General features: G+C 60.8%; 20 protein-coding genes and 2 pseudogenes. 16 read left to right on the top strand and 6 right to left on the bottom strand.

The genetic code is table 11. The features are described from left to right. From ACPYOI_RS27865 to ACPYOI_RS27840, 6 genes are all read left to right on the top strand, one after another. On the top strand, window positions 1–362 hold a 362-nt coding region (locus ACPYOI_RS27865), incomplete at its 5' end, for an acyl-CoA-like ligand-binding transcription factor (RefSeq protein WP_481423627.1). Between the two features lie 169 nt (window positions 363–531). Beyond that, window positions 532–1410: an aldo/keto reductase gene (locus tag ACPYOI_RS27860; protein ID WP_481415990.1), complete on the top strand. Its 879-nt coding sequence runs from the start codon at window positions 532–534 to the stop codon at window positions 1408–1410. 542 nt (window positions 1411–1952) lie between these two features. Next, window positions 1953–3206 (top strand): alpha/beta hydrolase, encoded by a 1254-nt coding sequence (locus tag ACPYOI_RS27855; RefSeq protein ID WP_481415989.1) that lies wholly within the window; start codon window positions 1953–1955, stop codon window positions 3204–3206. 84 nt (window positions 3207–3290) lie between these two features. Further along, window positions 3291–4541 (top strand): NAD(P)/FAD-dependent oxidoreductase, encoded by a 1251-nt coding sequence (locus tag ACPYOI_RS27850; RefSeq protein WP_481423626.1) that lies wholly within the window; start codon window positions 3291–3293, stop codon window positions 4539–4541. Between the two features lie 10 nt (window positions 4542–4551). Further along, window positions 4552–5262 carry an SDR family oxidoreductase gene (locus ACPYOI_RS27845; protein ID WP_481415987.1) on the top strand — a complete coding sequence of 237 codons (711 nt, stop codon included), beginning with the start codon at window positions 4552–4554 and terminating at the stop codon, window positions 5260–5262. Window positions 5263–5278: 16 nt separating this feature from the next. Beyond that, entirely contained in the window at window positions 5279–6316 is a 1038-nt protein-coding gene (locus ACPYOI_RS27840) for a 4-hydroxyproline epimerase (RefSeq protein WP_481415986.1), read from the top strand. A gap of 103 nt (window positions 6317–6419) precedes the next feature. Here ACPYOI_RS27840 and ACPYOI_RS27835 read toward each other — a convergent pair whose 3' ends face one another. Next, window positions 6420–6896 (bottom strand): RbsD/FucU family protein, encoded by a 477-nt coding sequence (locus ACPYOI_RS27835; protein ID WP_481415985.1) that lies wholly within the window; start codon window positions 6894–6896, stop codon window positions 6420–6422. Then, a complete protein-coding gene (locus ACPYOI_RS27830; RefSeq protein WP_481415984.1) occupies window positions 6880–8127 on the bottom strand; it encodes an ROK family transcriptional regulator in 1248 nt (415 codons plus the stop codon). The genes ACPYOI_RS27835 and ACPYOI_RS27830 overlap by 17 nt, the downstream gene beginning before the upstream one ends. A gap of 236 nt (window positions 8128–8363) precedes the next feature. Between ACPYOI_RS27830 and ACPYOI_RS27825 the strand changes: the two genes are divergently transcribed. From ACPYOI_RS27825 to pyrC, 6 genes are all read left to right on the top strand, one after another. Beyond that, window positions 8364–9383 (top strand): substrate-binding domain-containing protein, encoded by a 1020-nt coding sequence (locus ACPYOI_RS27825; RefSeq protein ID WP_481415983.1) that lies wholly within the window; start codon window positions 8364–8366, stop codon window positions 9381–9383. Window positions 9384–9552: 169 nt separating this feature from the next. Beyond that, on the top strand, window positions 9553–10632 hold the full coding sequence (locus ACPYOI_RS27820) for an ABC transporter permease (protein WP_481415982.1): 1080 nt from the start codon (window positions 9553–9555) through the stop codon (window positions 10630–10632). Beyond that, window positions 10632–11414, top strand: coding sequence for an ATP-binding cassette domain-containing protein (locus tag ACPYOI_RS27815; RefSeq protein WP_481415981.1), 783 nt, complete (start codon window positions 10632–10634; stop codon window positions 11412–11414). Before ACPYOI_RS27820 ends, ACPYOI_RS27815 begins: the two co-directional genes overlap by 1 nt. Next, complete coding sequence (locus tag ACPYOI_RS27810; RefSeq protein ID WP_481415980.1) at window positions 11411–12037, top strand: nucleoside triphosphate hydrolase; 627 nt, start codon at window positions 11411–11413, stop codon at window positions 12035–12037. Before ACPYOI_RS27815 ends, ACPYOI_RS27810 begins: the two co-directional genes overlap by 4 nt. A gap of 117 nt (window positions 12038–12154) precedes the next feature. Beyond that, window positions 12155–12502, top strand: a complete 348-nt coding sequence (locus tag ACPYOI_RS27805) for a DUF805 domain-containing protein (RefSeq protein WP_481415979.1) — start codon at window positions 12155–12157, stop codon at window positions 12500–12502. Between the two features lie 85 nt (window positions 12503–12587). After that, on the top strand, window positions 12588–13628 hold the full coding sequence (gene pyrC, locus ACPYOI_RS27800) for a dihydroorotase (RefSeq protein ID WP_481415978.1): 1041 nt from the start codon (window positions 12588–12590) through the stop codon (window positions 13626–13628). Between the two features lie 67 nt (window positions 13629–13695). On the opposite strand, the gene ACPYOI_RS27795 is transcribed toward pyrC, so the two are convergent. Together ACPYOI_RS27795 and ACPYOI_RS27790 are read right to left on the bottom strand one after the other, a co-directional pair. Next, on the bottom strand, window positions 13696–14178 hold the full coding sequence (locus ACPYOI_RS27795) for an anthrone oxygenase family protein (RefSeq protein ID WP_481415977.1): 483 nt from the start codon (window positions 14176–14178) through the stop codon (window positions 13696–13698). Window positions 14179–14180: 2 nt separating this feature from the next. Next, a pseudogene (locus tag ACPYOI_RS27790) lies at window positions 14181–15002 on the bottom strand (NmrA family NAD(P)-binding protein). 95 nt (window positions 15003–15097) lie between these two features. Between ACPYOI_RS27790 and ACPYOI_RS27785 the strand changes: the two are divergent. Continuing rightward, entirely contained in the window at window positions 15098–15763 is a 666-nt protein-coding gene (locus ACPYOI_RS27785) for a TetR/AcrR family transcriptional regulator (RefSeq protein ID WP_481415976.1), read from the top strand. On the opposite strand, the gene ACPYOI_RS27780 is transcribed toward ACPYOI_RS27785, so the two are convergent. Beyond that, window positions 15760–17031, bottom strand: coding sequence for an MgtC/SapB family protein (locus tag ACPYOI_RS27780; RefSeq protein WP_481415975.1), 1272 nt, complete (start codon window positions 17029–17031; stop codon window positions 15760–15762). The genes ACPYOI_RS27785 and ACPYOI_RS27780 overlap by 4 nt on opposite strands. 205 nt (window positions 17032–17236) lie before the next feature. Between ACPYOI_RS27780 and ACPYOI_RS27775 the strand changes: the two genes are divergently transcribed. After that, the gene (locus ACPYOI_RS27775; protein ID WP_481415974.1) at window positions 17237–17926 is read left to right on the top strand and encodes an orotate phosphoribosyltransferase; all 690 of its coding nucleotides are present in this window, start codon (window positions 17237–17239) and stop codon (window positions 17924–17926) included. Window positions 17927–18016: 90 nt separating this feature from the next. Further along, window positions 18017–18943: a carbohydrate kinase family protein gene (locus ACPYOI_RS27770; RefSeq protein WP_481415973.1), complete on the top strand. Its 927-nt coding sequence runs from the start codon at window positions 18017–18019 to the stop codon at window positions 18941–18943. 3 nt (window positions 18944–18946) lie between these two features. Here ACPYOI_RS27770 and ACPYOI_RS27765 read toward each other — a convergent pair whose 3' ends face one another. Next, a complete protein-coding gene (locus ACPYOI_RS27765; RefSeq protein WP_481415972.1) occupies window positions 18947–19750 on the bottom strand; it encodes an alpha/beta fold hydrolase in 804 nt (267 codons plus the stop codon). A 310-nt stretch (window positions 19751–20060) separates the two neighbouring features. Here ACPYOI_RS27765 and ACPYOI_RS27760 point away from each other — a divergent pair. After that, window positions 20061–20330: pseudogene (locus ACPYOI_RS27760) on the top strand (EamA/RhaT family transporter); the annotation flags it as partial.

The raw sequence follows: 20330 nt of genomic DNA, 5'->3' as shown, positions 1-20330 counted from the left end.
GACTGAAGACCGTGGAGGAAGCGCTCATAGAAACCATCGTCGCTTCCGCCGATGAACGCGGTCTTGCCGTGGGCGAACTCGTCCGCTGCACACCGGCACTAAAGGCGCGTGATCAGCTGAAATATGCGAAACTCGAGCTGAAATTGACGGAAGCATTGGCGCTAAGAGCCGGCGACAGCAAGGAAGCGCGTATTCGCATGCGGCTTCTCTCGGCAATCGTCATTGGCGCATTGCGCGTGGGCGGCGAACTCTGGCAGGAACGCTCACCAGGGGCGCCGCTCGAAGCTTTCGCCAGGAGCATTTTTGCCGATCTGTGGGCGGTCCTGTCGGAATTCGGCGAGACGGCAAAAACCCGGCTTTAGAGATTGGCGCCTTCCGTTTGCGGCCCATGGTGGTTTGAGGGCAAATGTCTTCGGCCTCGTTACTGTCATGCAAGCCATGATGCCCTATGTACGCAGGCGTCGCAGAGGCCGCACCATCAACGTCAAGCTCCACCGACTTTGAGCTTTTTGATCAACGAGAGGAAAGACCATGCCCGCCTTGAACGCAGCAAAATCCGGCACCTTCAAGATCGACGGTGATATCGAGGTCAATCGCCTCGGCTTCGGCGCAATGCGCATCACCGGCGAAGGCATCTGGGGTGATCCGGCAGACCACGACGAATCCATCCGTACGCTGAAGCGCCTGCCGGAACTTGGCGTCAACTTCATCGATACGGCCGATTCCTATGGCCCGGATGTTTCCGAGCTACTGATCCGGGAAGCGCTTCATCCTTATAGCAAAATGATTGTCGCCACCAAGGGCGGGCTCACACGGCATGGCCCCGACATCTGGCTGCCGCTCGGCCGTCCGGAATATCTGATCCAGCAGGCGCACAAGAGCCTTCGCAATCTCGGCGTCGAGCAGATCGATCTCTGGCAACTTCACCGCATTGATCCGAAAGTGCCGGCAAAGGAACAGTTCGACACGGTCAAGTCGCTGCTCGATGCAAAGATCATCCGGCATGCCGGTCTCAGCGAAGTCTCGGTTGCCGATATCGAGGCGGCTTCGAAGCACTTCAAGGTCGCCACCGTGCAGAACCGTTACAACCTCGTCGACCGCACCAGTGAAGATGTGCTGGACTACTGCGAAAAACACAAAATCGGCTTCATCCCTTGGTATCCGCTGGCTGCGGGGGATCTCGCAAAGCCGGGATCGCTACTCGATACGATCGCAAAGAAGCACAATGCAGCGCCAAGCCAGATCGCGTTGGCCTGGGTGCTGAAGCGCAGCCCCGTGATGCTGCCTATCCCCGGCACTTCCAAGGTGAAGCATCTGGAAGAGAACGTCGCTGCCGTGGATATCGCCTTGTCCGACGAAGAGTTCAAGGCGCTCGACGGCGAAGGCAAGAAGCTCTTCAAGGCTGCCTGATCTGCTCCGCCAATTTGAATCGGCCGCGGCTTTCCGCGGCCGATTCTATTTTATCTCATCTCGAAACCGCGGGGTGATTGGCAGACCGGGAAGACATCGACTTTATGCGGTCATATTTTGCGCAATAATTTAACCCCCGATCCAAAATTGCTGCAAAATGAGGCGGCTTTGCAATATTGCTCCGTTAAGCCATGCGAAAAGTGCATTGCTGCGTTGCGGTAATATCTCTATTCCCGATGAAATTAATTGGGTATTCATAGCCTCGTAAGCAGCGCACTCCTCCTCCCAGCGCTCCTTACTTCGACTGGTAACACTCCTCCTCCCAGTTAACCAGTCAGGATCAAGAGCCCGGTGCACCTCCTCCCGCGCCGGGCTCTTTTCTATTTCAACCTCCAAACACCAATTCCAATCCGCGAAGCTATCGTCCGCAGGCGGCTGCCTTATTTGACTCCCATTGCGCCCGCTGGTTATTAGGCCGCCATCCAGCGCGTCCGGTCAGGCGCCGATGTTTAGGGTAGGCGATGTTTGATGGATTGGCGGCGATGCGGAAGACGCTTGTGAGCGTAACGCTCGCCACCTTCTTGTTGTCAGCCTGCGGTGGGCGGCATATCGGCGTGATGACGCCGGTCGGATCAGCGCAGCCCGGCACGTCCGAAGTCGATCTTCTCGTCGCAACCACCCGCGCACCGGACAAAGATCCGGCCGTTCTCTTTTCCGGCGAGCGTGGCTCCGGCCTGATGCTAAATGCCGTCGAGGTGTCTATCCCGCCGGATGCCAACCGCAAGATCGGTCAGGTGCAATGGCCGAAGCGCCTGCCGGCAGATCCGCTTCGTGATTTTGTTACCGTGTCGGTCGATCCGTTGGAAGGCGAAAAGCCCGGCGAGGTCTGGCTGAAGAACCATATGCCGAAGAGCCGCCGTGTGCTGATCTTCGTCCACGGCTTCAACAATCTCTACGAAGATTCGGTCTACCGCTTCGCGCAGATCGTTCACGATTCGCACGCGGACGTCGCCCCGGTCGTCTTCACCTGGCCATCACGCGGCAGCATCTTCGACTATAATTACGACAAGGAAAGCACCAACTATTCCCGCGACGCGCTGGAAGAGCTGCTGCACCGCGCTGCCCAAAATCCTGCGGTCGGCGATATCACCATCATGGCCCATTCGATGGGCACCTGGCTGACGGTCGAGGCGCTGCGCCAGATGGCGATCCGCGACGGGCATGTTGCAAGCAAGATCAACAACGTCATCCTTGCCTCGCCTGATCTCGATGTCGACGTCTTCGGCCGCCAGTTCGCCAGCCTTGGCAAGGAGCGGCCCCACTTCACCATCTTCGTTTCGCAGGACGACCGGGCTCTTGCGCTGTCACGCCGCATTTCCGGCAACGTCGATCGCCTTGGCCAGATTGATCCTTCCGTGGAGCCTTATCGCAGCAAGCTCGAGGCGGCGGGTATCACTGTCCTCGATCTCACCAAGCTCAAGGGCGGCGACAGGCTGAACCATGGCAAATTCGCTGAAAGCCCGGAGGTCGTGAAACTGATCGGCGACCGGCTGATTGCCGGCCAGACGATTACCGATTCGCGGGTGGGCCTCGGGGAGGCGGTTGGCGCTGTCGCGATCGGCGCGGCACAAACCGTCGGAAGTGCGACGAGCGTCGCCGTCAGCACGCCGATTGCGATCTTTGATCGGCGCACGCGACGTAACTACAATGCCCAGCTGAAACGCCTCGGCCAGTCCATGGAAAATACCGCGGGCTCGGTCGGAGATACGGTCGGCGCCGGCTTGCCGACGCAATAAAATTTCCCATAGGCATTCGTGCAGTTCTGATATATCACAGAGGCAAATCGCGGCCCGAAGCCGTTGCCTCTGATGGATGATGACATGAGCAATGAAATCAGGCCGACCGTGGCCGTTGTCGGTGCGGGCGTGATCGGCGCTTCGATCGCTTTCGAACTGCAGCGGCGCGGCTTCCAGGTGACATTGATCGATAAAGGCGAGCCCGGCCGCGGCACCTCCTACGGCAACATGGCCAGTATTGCGCTTGACTTCGCCGCGGGCTCCGGCCCGGCGACGTGGAAGAGAATTCCAGGCTGGCTGATGGACCCCGAGGGGCCGGTCTGGCTGCGTCCATCCTACGCGCCGAAAATGCTGCCTTGGTTCCTACGCTTCATTGCGGCCGGACGTCCATCCCGCCTTCGCGAGATCGAAGATGCAGGCATGAGCCTGACTCGCCAGGCACTTGGCGATTTCCGCGCCATGCTTTCTGCGATCGGCGCGCCGGAGCTGATGACGGAGGAGGGCTGCCTCGCGATCTATGAGACCGAGGCCGAATTTGCCGCCGATCGCGGTCATATCGAGATGATGCAGCGCTACGGCTTCGATTTCGAGGTGCTGAACGGCGGCGCGATCCGGCACTACGAGCCGGAACTTTCGCCTTCGATCGCAAAGGCCGTGCTTTTGCCAGACAACAAATCCATCCGCGATCCGTACCAGTTGGTTGTCAAATTGGCGGATGCCGCCCAGGCGGCAGGCACGCGCTTCGTCTCCGGCGCGGTGCGCAACATCGAACGCAAGCCGGGTGGGGCTGCAGTCGTGTTGCTCGAGGATGGTAGGGCCATTGAGGTAAACTCTGTCGTGCTGGCAGCTGGGGTGCATACACGCGCGCTTGCCGAAAGGCTCGGCGAGCCGATCCCGCTCGAAACTGAGCGCGGCTATCATACGCAGGTCATGAAACCCGGCATCTCCATGCGTTATGCGGTCATCTGGCCGCATCGTGCCTTCATGGTAACGCCGACGGCAGGAGGCATTCGCGTCGGCGGGAATGTCGAACTTGCGGGTCTTGCAGCACCACCGGATTTCCGCCGGGCGCGCGTGCTGGTACGGCATGCACAGCGCGCGCTGCCGGGTTTGAAAATCGAAGAGGCGTCCGAGTGGATGGGCCACCGCCCCGCGTTGCCGGACACGATTCCGATTATCTCGCCTTCATCGAAGGTGCCTGGCGTCTGGTATGCGACCGGCCACGGTCATCTCGGCCTGACGCTTTCGGCAACGACAGCGCGGTTGATCGCCGATATGGTGACAGGGGCCGAGCCTGCGGTCGGCATGACCCCTTTCCGCATTGATCGATACTAGGAGGAAACCGATGCCGGATAATGCGAAACCCGTAGCGCTGATTACCGGTGGCGGCCGGGGCATGGGCGAGGCAATCGCCCGCGAGCTCGCCGCACAAGGCTACCGCCTGGCACTGATGTCGCCTTCCGAAAGCTGCGAAAAGCTGGCGGCGGAGCTCGGCGGCGTCGCCTCCCGCGGCGTCGCGGAAAAGGCAGAGGACATTCAGGCGATCTTCGACCTGACAATGAGGACCTATGGCCGCATCGATGCGGTGGTGAACCACACCGGCCATCCGCCCAAGGGCGACCTCCTGGACATCACCGACGAGAATTGGACCCTCGGTTCAGACATGATGGTGCTTTCGCTGGTGCGCATGGCGCGGCTCGTGACACCGGTGATGCTGAAGCAAGGCAAGGGCGCCTTCGTCAACATCACGACTTTCGCCGCCTACGAGCCGTCGCTGATCTTTCCTGTTTCCTGTACCTACCGCGCAGCAGCGGGCGCGTTTACCAAGCTCTATTCGGATCGCTATGCGGCTGACAACATCCGCATGAACTGCATCCTTCCCGGCTATATCGACAGCCTCAACCACAAGCCGGAAACTGCCGAGAAGATCCCGATGAAGCGTATCGGCCACATGGAAGAAATCGCCAAGACTGCGGCCTTCCTGCTCTCTGACGGCGCCGGCTACATCACCGGCCAGAATATCCGCGTCGATGGCGGCATCACGCGCCACGTTTGATTTTGGAGTTTGAACGATGAGATGGAAGCGCACGATCCAGCTTCTGGATGTCCATGCGGAAGGCGAAATTGGCAAGGTCGCGATCGGCGGCGTGCCGAAGATCCCTGGCGAGACAGTCGCCGCGCAGCTTGCCTGGCTGAACAGCGATCCGAAGGGGCAGGAGCTTCGCCGCTTCCTCTGCCTGGAGCCGCGCGGCGCCCCGATCGGCTCCGTCAACCTGCTGCTGCCGCCGAAGCACCCCGATGCAGATGCTGCCTTCATCATCCTGCAACCGGATCAGGCGCATGCGAGTTCCGGTTCGAACTCGATCTGCGTGACCACAGCGCTGCTCGAATCCGGAATCGTCGAAATGCAGGAGCCGGAAACCGTCGTCACGCTGGAAACGGCTGCCGGTCTCGTCAAGGCGGTCGCGACCTGCCGCGACGGACGCTGTGAAAAGGTGAAGCTCACCATGGTGCCCTCCTTCGTGCATGAACTCGACGTGCCGGTCGAGACGCCGCATTGGGGCACGATCAAGGTCGATATATGCTATGGCGGCATCTTCTATGCGCTTGTCGATGTCGGTCAGATCAACCTGACGATCGAGAAGGCCAATGCCGCGGCCCTTGTCCAGGCCGGCATGATCCTGAAAGACCTCATCAACCGTGCCGTGCCGGTCGTGCATCCGGAAATCCCGGCCATCTCGGGCGTTGCCTATGTGATGTTCCGCGATCTCGAAGCAGACGGCACGGTACGCACCTGCACGACCATGTGGCCCGGCCGCGCCGACCGCTCGCCCTGCGGCACCGGCAATTCCGCCAACCTCGCCACGCGTTATGCCCGCGGCACCGCCAAGGTCGGCGACGTCTTCAAGTCGCGTTCGATCATCGGCTCGGAATTCGAGGTCGGCCTGCAGGCGGTCACCGAAGTCGCGGGCCGCCCTGCGATCATTCCGACGATCACCGGCCGCGGCTTCACCTTCGGCCTGTCGCAGGTGGCGCTCGACCCCTTCGATCCGCATCCTGGCGGTTTTGCTCTGACGGACGTCTGGGGACCGCAGGCGGGCGAGATTTGAGCGTTAGCAATTCCAGGAAAAGTACGCAGCGGTTTTCCGTCCGGAATTGCGTGAAAACAAAGAGATAGAGCGGTTCCGTGATTCCGTGAAAAGCTGAGCCGCTCTAGTAGTCGAAAGGCTCTGCCGTCGTCTTGACGTCCTCGCCGGGGGCTTTCGGATAGATGACCCCCTTGCGCAGGATAATGTTGGCGTAGAGGCGCGGCTCGCTCGTCTGGATGACGGCGTGGGCGGCACGTACGCGATTATAGAAATCCTGGCCGACGAGTGGCGTCACTTGGCGATGTGGCTCGTGCTTGGCACAGCAATCGATCATCTCCTCGTGCACGGGGTCGAGCTTGTCGCGCTCGGATTTCACCGTCGATCGGAAGATCGCTTCCGGCACGAAGTCGTCGATCGGCAGGACGCTGAGAACGGCGTCGAGTACAGGCACGATAGCGTGGCCGTCGAGGCGGATCAGCCGGCGCGCATGCTCGACACCCGGATAATTGCCGTCGACGATGGCGATTTCGTCGCCGTGGCCCATCTCTCGTAGCGTCGCAAGCAATTGCGGACTCAAGAGAGGATCAAGCCCCTTCAGCATTCTCGATCTCCTTGAAGAGTACATTCTGATCGGTCAGATAGCGGGCGAAAATCGGCAGGCTCGCTCCGCCGATGGCGCGTGCCTGGGCCCCGACCGCGCCTTCGATAATCTCCGGCATGACGACGCCCTGCAGGTCAAGCTTCGCCGCTTCCTGGATGGTCGCATGCACGATACGCTTGCGCACCCAGCCGGGGAAGCCGCCGTCGATGACGGCGGCGCTGAAATCAATGATCGAGGCTGCAGCGACGATCGCCTGCGCCAGCGCTTTCGCCGTATCCTGGATCCAGGTTTCCATCGGTTCGCCGAAATCCACCCAGTCGTTGGCGGAATACCAGAGCGGCTGAGGGTCGATGCCCTTCTCGCGCAGCATGTTTTCAAGCACGAAGATCGAGGCGATATCGAGAAGCTGACGGTTTTCACCATTCTTGCCGCGGACCGGGAGAGGGCCGATCGCGCCTGCGGTGCCCGTGCGGCCGGAGAAGATCGCCGAGTTGAGGACGATGCCGCCGCCGATGAAAGAGCCGATGAAAAGATAGACGAAATCGGGATAGGACGGGCCGACGCCGAAGACGAGCTCCGCTCCGCAGGCGCTGGTCGCGTCGTTTTGCAGATAGACCGGATGCGAGACACGGGCCGCAACTTCGGCCTGCAGGTCGAACCCGCGCCAGACCTCCATCGCGCCCTCCGGGGCACCGACCTCGTCAGCCCAGTTCCAAAGCTCGAAAGGAGCCGCAATGCCCAGTCCAGCGACACGGCTTCGCTGCTTGTCGTCAAGCCTGCTTTCGAGCTCCCCAATGCCGGCGATGATAAAATCAAGTATTTCGCCGGGCAATGGATAGGCATAGGTCCGGTGCAGTTGCATGCGAATGCGTCCGACGAAATCCATCAACACCAGATCGGCGCTGCGGCGACCCATTTTGACCCCGAAGGAATAGACGGCGTCCGGGTTGAGAAGCATCGGGATCGACGGTTGCCCGACGCGGCCGCGCACGGGTTCGCCTCTTGAAAGCAGGCCCTCCTTCTCCAATTCCCGCATGATGACGGAAACGGTCTGGGCGGAAAGACCGCTGCGGCGTGCGATATCGGCTTTCGAAAGGGAGCCGTAGAGGCGTACCAGCGAAAGGACAAGCCGCTCATTATAGGCGCGCACCCTGATCTGGTTCGCGCCTCCGGCGGGGTTCAGAATAGGTGGTGGAGCCGGTGCTTGCACCGGACCGTCCAAGGACGACATTGGCCACTCCTCCTGTTCATTGGCCTATGCCTGATTTTTTGTCAGCATGCCATAGGGAATTAATAATTCAATCAGATTTATTTATTGACAAGCGAATTTGTTTTCGCTCTTAATTGCGATCGTCAACGGTAGGGACGGCCTTGGGGGAGACCTTTGACCAATCCGCAGCGCCGTCCCGTGCTTTCATATTCCGGTTCTGCCATGCGGGCGTTCCGGCTAATCTGTGGGAGGAGTTCATGAAGAAATCAGTTCTTGCTTTCGGCGCGCTTGCGCTCGGCGTCGCCTTTTCCGCTCCGGCGATGGCGGCAGATGTTTCCGCCTGCCTGATCACCAAAACCGACACCAATCCCTTTTTCGTGAAGATGAAGGAAGGTGCGACTGCCAAGGCCAAAGAGCTTGGCATGACGCTGAAGTCCTACGCGGGCAAGATCGACGGCGACAGTGAAACTCAGGTGGCGGCCATCGAAACCTGCATAGCAGACGGGGCAAAAGGTATTCTGCTGACCGCCTCCGATACCAAGGGCATCGTTCCCGTGGTGAAAAAGGCGCGTGATGCGGGAATTCTGGTGATCGCGCTGGATACGCCTCTCGATCCGATCGATGCGGCTGATTCCACCTTCGCCACTGACAACTTCCTTGCTGGAAAGTTGATCGGCCAGTGGGCCGCCGCAACGCTCGGCGATGCCGCCAAGGATGCGAAAGTCGCCTTCCTCGACCTGACCCCGGCACAGCCGACGGTCGGCGTCCTCCGTGACCAGGGCTTCATGACGGGCTTTGGCATGGATACGAAGGATCCCAACAAGATCGGCGACGAGGACGACTCGCGCATCGTCGGCCACGACGTCACCAACGGTAACGAGGAAGGTGGACGCACCGCGATGGAGAACCTTCTCCAGAAGGATCCGACCATCAATGTCGTCTATACGATCAACGAGCCGGCCGCTGCCGGTGCGTTCCAGTCCCTGAAGGCCGTCGGACGCGACAAGGACGTCCTGATCGTCTCCGTTGATGGTGGCTGCCCGGGCGTCAAGAACGTCACGGAAGGCGTCATTGGCGCGACGTCTCAGCAGTATCCGCTGCAGATGGCGGCGCTCGGCATGGAAGCCATCAAGAAGTTCGCCGACAGCGGCGAAAAGCCTAAGCCGACAGAAGGAAAGAATTTCTTCGATACGGGTGTCGCGCTGGTGACCGACAAGCCCGCATCGGGTGTCGAATCGATCGACACCAAGGCAGGCATGGACAAGTGCTGGGGCTAGGAAGCCGCAGCCGATGCGAAGGCGGGGGCGCGCTTGCCCCCGCTGCCCGACTCATCTTTGACAGCACGCCGAATTGGGTGCAGCTTAATCGAAATCGCTAAAATACCGGACCCTGCAAGCCGGGCAGCGATGCGCCCCCGGAAATGGGGCACAGGCGGGAGGAATATCCATGAGCGAGCCTACAACAGCCGCACCGCATCACGACTACGAAAAAGTTCTCAGGGACAGTTCGACCGAGGTCGCCTCATTCGACACGCATGAGCGGACAGCCCTTCAGAAGTTCCAGCATTTCCTGCACTCCAGCCCGTCGACAGTGTCGCTGATCGTGCTGGTACTGTCGCTGATCGTCTTCGGGGTCCTGCTCGGGACCAAGTTTTTCTCTGCCTTTGCCTTGACGCTGATCCTGCAGCAGGTCGCGATTACCGGCATCGTCGGCGCGGCCCAGACGCTGGTCATCATGACCGCCGGCATCGACCTGTCGGTTGGCGCTATCATGGTCCTCTCTTCCGTCGTCATGGGGCAGTTCGTCTTCCGCTACGGCTTTCCGCCGACTATCGCCATTCTCGGCGGTTTCGCTCTGGGCGCGCTCTGCGGCTATATCAACGGGCTGCTCGTTGCGCGCATGAAGCTGCCGCCATTCATCGTCACGCTCGGCATGTGGCAGATCGTGCTGGCGACGAACTTCCTCTATTCCGCGAATGAGACCATTCGGGCGCAGGACATCGAGGCGAATGCGCCGATGCTGCAGTTCTTCGGCAACACGTTCCGTGTCGGCGGTGCGGTCTTCACCTATGGCGTCATCGTTCTGGTGCTGCTGGTGGCTCTGCTCTGGTACGTGCTCAACCACACCGCATGGGGCCGGCATCTTTATGCCGTCGGCGACGATCCGGAAGCGGCGCAGCTGTCCGGCGTCAACGTCAAGCGCATGCTGATTTCCGTCTACGTTCTTTCGGGCTTGATCTGTGCGCTCGCGGGCTGGGCCTTGATTGGCCGGCTCGGCTCCGTCTCTCCGACCGCGGGCCAGTTCGCCAATATTGAATCCATTACGGCGGTGGTGATCGGCGGCATCTCGCTCTTCGGCGGGCGCGGTTCGATCCTGGGTATGCTCTTTGGCGCGCTGATCGTCGGCGTCTTCTCGCTCGGTCTGCGCCTGCTTGGGACGGACGTGCAATGGACTTATCTCTTGATCGGCGTGCTCATCATTGCTGCCGTCGCGATTGACCAGTGGATCAGAAAGGTAGCAGGCTGATGGCTCAGGAACCCATTCTCACGGCGCGCGGCCTCGTCAAGCGTTACGGCCGGGTCACGGCTCTGGACCACGCCGATTTCGATCTCTACCCGGGCGAAATCCTTGCCGTTATCGGCGATAACGGCGCTGGCAAGTCGTCGCTGATTAAGGCCATCTCTGGCGCGATCCATGCGGACGAGGGAGAAATCCGCCTCGAAGGGCAGCCGGTGCATTTCCGTTCGCCGATCGATGCCCGCAAGGCCGGCATCGAGACGGTGTATCAGAACCTGGCGCTGTCACCGGCCCTCTCGATTGCCGACAACATGTTCCTTGGCCGCGAAATCCGCAAGCCGGGCTTCATGGGCAAGTTCCTGCGCAAGCTCGATCATTCCGCAATGGAGAAGGCGGCTCGTGGCAAGCTTAACGAACTCGGCCTGATGACCATCCAGAACATCAACCAGGCGGTGGAAACGCTCTCGGGTGGCCAGCGCCAGGGCGTGGCAGTGGCTCGTGCGGCTGCCTTCGGCTCGAAGATGGTCATCATGGACGAACCGACGGCTGCTCTCGGCGTCAAGGAAAGCCGGCGGGTTCTGGAACTGATCCTGGATGTTCGGGCCCGCGGCCTGCCGATCGTGCTCATCTCCCACAACATGCCGCATGTCTTCGAAGTGGCTGACCGCATCCACATCCACCGTCTCGGTCGCCGCCTGACGGTTATCAATCCGAAGGAGTACACAATGTCCGACGCCGTCGCCTTCATGACCGGCGCCAAGACACCTCCCGCGGAAACGGTCGCCGCATGAGCGAAGAGATTGAAAACATCGCCGGCGAGGTCATCAGACGCGCCGGCGATGCAAGGCGGTTCCTGATCGCCATCGCCGGTCCGCCGGGTGCCGGCAAATCCACCATGGCGGAGGGTCTGGCCGAGGCGCTGAAAGCGAGGGGCGAGAGCGCGGAAGTGCTGCCCATGGACGGCTTTCACATGGACAACGCAATCCTCATCGAGCGCGGCCTGCTCGCCCGCAAGGGCATCCCGGAAACCTTCGATGTCCGCGGCTTCCTCGATATCATACGCGCTGTCAGGCCTGCGGATCAGGAGGTTCTCGTGCCGGTCTTCGACCGCTCGCGCGAACTTGCGATCGCCTCTGCCCGCGTCGTCTCGCCGGAACATCGCTTCATCATCGTCGAGGGCAACTATCTGCTGCTTAGCCTCGGCAAGTGGGCGGAGCTCGAGGGCATCTTCGACTACACCGTCATGCTCGCCCCGCCGATCGAGGTCCTGGAAGAGCGCCTCTGGGCGCGCTGGCGCGGCTACAAGCTGACGGAAGAGCAAGCGAGCGCCAAGGTCTATGGCAACGACCTACCGAACGGCAGGCTGATCCTCGCCAACCGCCGTCCCGCCGATATCACGCTCGAGATTGCCTGATCCTGTGTGATTGCGCCTGGCGTGCTCGCCTTGCGGAGCCTGGAGAATCGGTGCATCCTCACCCGAATACAACTTCTGCTTTGCAGCGGAGGTTCTGCGGGCCAGAGGGAGCCGGACATGAACTTCACGGAAGCCGTATCGTCAGTCTTCTCAAAATACGCTGTCTTCAGCGGCCGGGCCGGGCGTCCGGAATTTTGGTTGTTTGCGCTCTTCAATGTGATCGCGTCTTTGGTCGTTGCATTCATCGACAATCTGCTGTTCGGCCACGAAATCCTCGGTGCAATCTATGGCCTCGGCGTGCTGCTTCCCAGCCTTGCCGTCGCTGTCCGGCGACTGCACGACATAGACCACTCCGGCTGGTGGATTCTGGTCGGTCTCGTCCCGCTGATCGGCTGGATCATCCTGCTCATCTGGTATATCCGCCCAGGAACGCCCGACCCGAACCAGTACGGTCCGCCGGTCTGAAAATCCGAGGCAAAATGTTGCCATTGCCTGCACAGGGGTGATAATGCCGGGGCTGAACCTATAGGCCAGCCGCCGGAGCCGCAGCATGCAATCGATCACCATTCGCCGTCCAGATGACTGGCACCTCCACCTACGTGACGGCGCCATGCTCGAAGGGGTGATCGGCGATACCAGCCGCGATTTCGCTCGCGCCATCATCATGCCGAACCTCGTGCCGCCGGTCGTGACGACGGCGGACGCGGCAGCCTATCGCGAGCGGATCATGAAAGCCCTGCCGAAGGGCGATCGCTTCGAGCCGCTGATGACACTCTATCTCACGGAGCACACGAGCGCCGACGATGTGGAGGAAGGCTACAAAATCGGTCTGATAACGGCGGTGAAACTCTATCCGGCAGGTGCCACCACCAATTCACATGGCGGCGTGCGCGACCTGGAAAAGGCGATGCCGGTGTTGGAGCGCATGGCGAAGATCGGTCTGCCGCTCTGCGTGCATGGCGAAGTCACGACGCCCGAGGTCGACATCTTCGATCGCGAAGCGGTGTTCATCGAAACCGTGCTGGACCCTTTGCGCAAGCGCCTGCCGGAGCTGAAGGTCACGATGGAGCATGTCACGACGGCCGACGGCATCAACTACATCAAGTCGTCGAAGGCCAACCTCGCAGGCTCCATCACCACACATCACCTGATCATCAACCGCAATGCCATCCTCGTCGGCGGCATTCGCCCGCATTATTACTGCCTGCCGGTCGCCAAACGCGAAAACCATCGGCTTGCGTTGCGTGCGGCAGCGGTCAGCGGCGACCAGCGCTTCTTCCTCGGCACGGATTCGGCACCGCATATCGATCCGCTGAAGGAATGCGCCTGCGGCTGCGCCGGCATCTACACGTCGGTTAACACTATGAGCTGCCTTGCGCATGTCTTTGAACAGGAAAACGCGCTCGAAAAGCTCGAAGCCTTTGTCTCGCTGAGCGGCCCCGCCTGGTATGGCCTTCAGCCGAACGAAGAGCGCATCACGCTCGTGAGGCGTGAAAAACCCGTGGCGTTTCCGGCAAAAGTCGAAACAGGTGCCGGACTGGTGACCGTGTTCGACCCCATGTTCCCCCTGCATTGGGAGGTTGAACGCTAACTGTGCGGTCACGGCCACTTGCCGCTAAAGAGTGGCGGGAGGACAGCACCGTCCGGCGCTTGATCAATCACAGGATCATCAGGGCCCGGACGAACGCGATTGCGGCAAGGAGCGATGCGGCGGTGCGAACATGGTTCCACCGCGTCCAGTCCTTCAGATAGCTATTCCACACGCTTACCGCTTCTGCCCCGCTGCCGCTGACTTTCGCCAGCGCATCGTTCATCGGCACGTTGAAAACGATGGTCGAGATGAAGCATGCAACGACATAGAGCGTCGCACCAGCCAACATCCAGACGCTGGCGCTTCCACGCCAATCGATGAGCGCTAGGACGCCGATCAGCACGCACAGGATCGCGGTCGGAACGAACAGCACCATGAAAGGCGAGCGCACGATGGTGACGTTGATCGAATTCATCGCCGCGATTCCCTGCTCCGGCGGAATGCGGGCGAAGGCCACCATGATGAAGGTCGAAAAGGCGAAGAAGATACCGGCAACAAGACCGCTGCCGATCGCCGCCGCCGCAAGTGCGAGCATGAGGATCGTCGCCATGTTCATGCCCTCCAGACGCCGGTCGCCGCGGCCTCGCGGACATATTGGCCGAAGTCTTTCGGGGGCCGCCCGAGGATTTCCTTCACGCCGTGCATGACGCGCGAATTGCGGCCGTCGAGCACCTGACTGAAGAGCTCTTCCAGAAGATCAATTGCGTCTTCCGGCATGCCGCCCAAGGAAAGGACGGCTTTAAATTCGGCCATCGCTATCTGCCGGTAGCGGATCGGCCTGCCGGACGCTGCGGCAATCTCGGCAACCGCCTCGCTGAAAGTGAGCGCGCAAGGTCCAGTCAGCTCGTAGGTTTTGCCGCGATGGCGCGGATCGGTCAGTGCTGCAACGGCGGCGTCGGCAATGTTGTCGGCATCGATGAAGGGTTCCTTTACCTCACCCGCCGGCAGCGCGAGTTCTCCCGCAGCAATTGATTCCGCAAACGCGCCTTCGCTGAAGTTCTGGAAGAACCAGGAGGCTCGCAGGATCGTGTAGTCAATGCCCGAAGCCTTGAGTACCTCTTCGCTACGCTCGGCGCCGTCCTCACCACGGCCGGACAGCAGCACGATGTGCCGCAGGCCGCATTCTACGGTTGTCTTGGCCAGTGCGCCGATAGCGTCGGCCGCCCACGCGACGGCGAGATCGGGCTGAAAGGCAACGTATACGCTAGTGCCCCCTGCGAGTGCCGCGGGCCAGGTCGTCTTATTTCAATCGAAAGGGCGGGCGGTGGACCGCGAGGCGAGGCGATGCTTGAGGCCGAGATTTTCGAGGCGTGCCGCTACACGGCCGCCGGTTTTGCCCGATCCGCCGACAAGGATGATTTCCGCATTCTGCATGTCGAATCCTCTTCCTAAAAAGAGAGAAACTCTCTCATTTGCTTAATGAGATAAACTCTCTTATTTTAAGAGTCAATCGAAAATTGGAGCAGCGAATGCCGGAGCCGGCGGCGGTCAAGCGCAAGAGACAGCAGGAGCCGACTGGCCAGCCGAGACGGATTCCGCGTCAGCAGCGGGGGCGTGACCGTTTCGAGAAGATCCTCTCGGTGGCGGTCGAACTGATCGAAACAAGGGGCAGCGATGCCCTGAAGATGAGCGAAATCGTCGAAAAGGCGGGACTTTCCTTCGGTGCGCTGTACCAGTATTTCCCGGACAAGAGCTCCATCATCCGAACCCTCGCCGAGCGCTTCAACGAGCAGGGCAGACACTGCGTCGAGCAGGAGTTGGCCAAGGTGACGAGCCCCGAAACGCTGCAGCAGGCGCTCTGCAACATCGTTGATCAGTATTATGACTTTTTCCGCCGCGAGCCTGTCATGCGCGACATCTGGCACGCAACGCAGGCCGACAAGCTGTTGCAGCAGGTCGACGCCGAGGACATGGAATTCCACGCACAGAGACTATTCACGGTTCTGGCGAAGCTCTGGCCGAAGCGTGAAGCGCACGAATTGCTCTCGGTTGCGCGGCTGACGATGCATCTGCTGGCGGCGGCCGTGCGCTATTCGATCTCGGTCAGCGAGGAGGAAGGACGGGCCGCGATGGCGCTCTACAAGAGGATGCTGCCGGCCGATATCGGCGGACTCCTCGATAGCGGCTCGTGTTAGTCGCCGATAAAGCTGCGGAACGCGAAATAGGCCACGCCGCCCATGGCAACGGCGACGGTCGACGCCAGCCCCAAAGCGATCCCATATTGCCGCGCGCCGCCGGTGGAGGCCAGAATCGCCTTCGTCGCCGTGTTGACGGCCACCGCGATCAGGATGACGTCCGAGGCTGTTTTGACGTTGATCGCAGAGCCCGCCAGCCGCGCCGTTGAAAGCGTGATTGCGTCCACATCAACAAGACCGGAGATCGCGGCTACGGCAAAAAGCGCAGCCGCGCCGAGGTAGTCGATGGTCATCTTCGATACCAGGCTGATTAATCCGAGTAGCGCCGCGAAGGAGAGAACTGCCCGCAACTCAAAGGGGTTCTTCAGCTTTATTTCCGGCACCTCGGTTCCGGAGCCGGAGCGCCAGACACAATAGAGACCTGCAACCAGAAGGCCGATGATCGCCGGGATCAGGGCGGACGCAAGCGGGGCAAGCAAGTCGAAGGACAAGGCGGCGCCGATAATCAGGACGCGGGCAAAGGACAAGGCGCCTGCGATCGCTGCTCCGGCCGCAAGATGGGTCGAACCCTCAGGCGCTTCCTTTGAGTACCGGGCAAAGGAGAGCGTCAGTGCGGTGGAAGACACCAGCCCTCCCGCCGCTCCTGCCAGTAGAATGCCTCGGCTCGTGCCTGTCGCCTTGATTGCGATGTAGCCGGCAAAGGAAAGGGCTGCGATGGTGATGGTCAGCACCCAGAGAGAGAAAGGATTGAGCGCACCCCAAGGGTCGAGTGCCCTGTCCGGCAGGAGCGGCAGCGCAATCACCGTCATGGCGAGCAGCATCAGCGCCGAGCGCAACTCCCGCCATGTCAAGCCTCTGAGAAAGCCGTGCAGCTTCTGGCGTGCAGCAAGGATTACCGCTGTTGCAACGCCGCCAGCTGCCGCAGTGACGATATCACCGAGAGCGGCAAGGGCGCCGAGCCCGAAAACCACGAGTGCGGCCACGACAGAGGTTATGCTGTAGTCCTCGTCTTCCTGTGTTTCCTGCCACTTGCCTGCGATATAGGCGAGGCCGAGCAACAGCGCGATCGTCGCGGGCAGGAAGGGGCCGGTCATGGAATGAAGCGTTCCGGCTATTCCGCCGAGAAAGCCGGTGAGCCCGAATGTACGGATACCCGCGGTTCTCCCGCCCGCGCGTATGTCGCGCTCTTGCCAGCCGCGCTCGACGCCGACGAGCAGACCGATCGCAAGCGCCACACCGAGCCGTTGGAAGATTTCGATATGTTCCATGCCACAACGATATGCCCGTCGCGCGGCCGTGCAAGCTGAAAGAAGGCGACATCTCCTGCCACAGAGCCATTCCGGTTGGCAGATGCCACGACACTGCCCGGAGAGGCCGTTTTTGCCGGCATTCTTCGCGCCAAGGCGTTCGCCGTTCTGGAATCTTGCCGTGCTTGCTGCTATGGCCCCATAGATTTGAGCAAAGGAGAGAGCGATGATCCAGACGACATTCACCGACCGCGCCGTGATGGCGGAACTCGTGGCGAAGATGCTCTGGGAGATCAAGGCGGTGCACTTCAACGCCGCCCAGCCGTACAAGTTCGCCTCCGGCATGGCGAGCCCGGTCTATATCGATTGCCGCAAGCTGCTCTCCTTTCCGCGTGTCCGCTCGACTGTGATGGATTTTGCCTCCAGTATTGTGTTGCGCGAGGCCGGCTTCGAGCAGTTCGATTGCATCGCGGGCGGCGAAACGGCGGGCATTCCGTTTGCCGCGCTGCTCGCCGATCGCCTCAGCCTGCCGATGATCTATGTCCGCAAACAGCCGAAAGGTCATGGCCGCAACGCGCAGATTGAAGGCAACATGCCGGAGGGCTCGCGTGTCCTCGTCATTGAAGACTTGACGACTGCCGGCGGCAGCATGTTCAAGTTCATTGATGCCGTCCGCGCCGCTGGTGGCGTGGTCGAACACGGCATCGCGCTCTTCTACTACGGCATTTTCGATGAGGGCGCGCTGCGCTTTGCCGATGGTAAAGTGAAGCTGCACTACATCGCTACGTGGCGCGATGTTCTTGCCGTTGCGAAAGCGCAGAAGCTCTTCGACGAGAAAACGCTTAGCGAAGTCGAGGCGTTCCTGGACGCGCCGCTCGCCTGGTCCGCACGCCACGGCGGCATCTCGTCGCTTTAGGGCAGAATAGGCGAAGTGCCGCTTTGCTTTTGCCATGAAGTTATTTAATCGATTTGAACATCCAAATTCGCAAATGCCTGGGAGGTCGGAATGATTTTGTGCTGTGGCGAAGCGTTGATTGACATGCTGCCGCGGGAAACGACGCTCGGCGAGCAGGGCTTTGCGCCCTATGCCGGCGGCGCGATCTTCAACACGGCGATTGCGCTTGGCAGGCTCGGCGTGCCGACCGCCTTCTTCACCGGCATTGCCGACGACATGATGGGCGAAATCCTGCTCGACACGCTGAAGGCGAGCAATGTCGATTACAGCCTCTGCGCCATCACGCCGCGCCCTTCGACGATCGCCTTCGTCAAGCTCGTCAACGGTCAGGCCACCTATGCGTTCTATGACGAAGGCACGGCAGGCCGCATGATCACGACGGAGGACCTCCCGTCGCTTGGCGACGATTGCGAGGCGCTGCACTTCGGTGCCATCAGCTTGATCCCGAGCCCCAGCGGCGAAACCTATGAGGCGCTGCTTAACCGGGAGGCGGAAAAGCGCATCATTTCGCTCGACCCGAACATTCGCCCCGGCTTCATCAAGAACAAGGAAGCCCACATGGCGCGCATCAAGCGCATGGCGGCTAAATCCGACATTCTGAAATTCTCCGACGAAGATCTCGCATGGTTCGGCCTCGAAGGCAGCCATGACGATCTGGCGGCCTTCTGGCTGAAGCAGGGTGCCAAGCTCGTCGTCATCACCAAGGGCGCGGAAGGCGCTGAGGGCTACACGAAGGACCGCAAGGTTGCGGTTCCGAGCCAGCGCGTAACGGTCGTTGATACGGTCGGTGCAGGCGACACCTTCGACGCAGGCATTCTCGCTTCGCTGAAGAGGGACAATCTGCTGACCAAAACCCAAGTCGCCTCTCTCGACGAGAAAGCGCTGCATAATGCGTTGTCTCTCGGCGCCAAGGCGGCGGCCGTCACCGTCTCCCGTGCTGGCGCAAACCCGCCATGGGCGCGCGAAATCGGTCTCTGAACCTCAACCGAGTCTATCGAGAAACCCGAGCACTTCACGGTTGAACAGTTCGGGTCGCTGCAGCGGTGCGAAGTGGCTGACGCCGGGCATGAGAATGAGCTCGGCGTCGGGGATGTTCCGCGCCAGATAATCCGCATGCTCGCGGCGGATGAATTCATCCTTTTCCCCTAGCGCAATCGCAACCGGGACCCTGATGCCTTGGAGCTGCTCCGCAGTATAGTTCGGTTCGCTCTGCATCATCTTCGTCACATCGGCGACAAAGGCGTCGAACCCGTTAGGCGTTGCGGAAAGCGCCAGATAATCCTTACGGTGCCGGCTGAAGCAACGGTCGATAACCGGTGTCGGCTTGAACTCGAAGGTGCCGCTCGGATCCATGTTGCAGGCGAAGAAGAAGACGCCGAAGACCCGCTCCGGATGCTTGTCGGCAAGGATCAAGGCCGTGCAGGCGCCATCGCTCCAGCCGACGAGCGCAGCCGTTTGAAGCCTCAGGTGATCCATGACGGCGAGGACGTCCGATGCCATCCGTTCATAGCTGAACGACCGTTCGTCGCGGGTGCTGCGCCCATGCCCGCGGCTGTCGATAAGGATCACCTGCCGGCCGGAATTCACGAGAGCTGGAAGCTGATAGCCCCAGTTTCCGGCATTGCCGAGCCCGCCATGCAGCAAGATGACAGCCGGGCCGGAGCCATAGGCGGCATGCCAGATCCCGGCACCATCGTTTTCGACGAAGCCGTCGCGGTCAGCCACCGGCAACGGCGCCGCACCGTGCGCCTCGAAGCTAACGAGTTCGTCGTCCGTCACGTTCATTCGACCTCTCCTGAAAGCAATTTACATGAAGACGAATTGTGAGGCCGCATTTCGACATTGGCCAGACGAAATGCCATTCGGCAGCTGATAGGAGTCCGATTGACTGGCAACGATTCGGGGCGCTGGATAAGGGCGAACGCGTCGTCACCCGGTCGATCCCCGGCGCATTCGGGACGTTGGAAGCCATCCGCCTTGCAATATTGTCAAAAGCGGGTAAAGGCCGACCGAAATGGCCTGATTGGGAGGAAACATCGTGAACGTTCGCGCGACCGGCGCCGCCGGCAATGCGGTGCTCGCCGGGGTCCTCCTGATGCTCCTCGGCGACTTCCTGTTCTCGCTGAATGATGCGATGGGCAAGTGGCTGGTTGCGAGCTTCTCTGTCGGCCAGGTTTTGGTAGTGCGGTCGCTCGGCTCCTTTGTCATTCTGGGGCCGATGATCGTCGCGCAGGGAACCGCCGCGCTCGTTCGCGTGGAGCGTCCTCCACTGCACGTCCTTCGCGTGGTGCTGACGACCGCGGATGTCGCATTCTTCTATGCCGCGGTTGCCTATCTCCCGCTTGCCGATGTCATGACATTCTAC

The sequence above is a fragment of the Rhizobium sp. SVR5-2C genome (assembly GCF_056755115.1).
The sequence above is the reverse complement of the archived record's forward strand: the minus strand, read 5'-3'. Positions and strand labels throughout refer to the sequence as shown.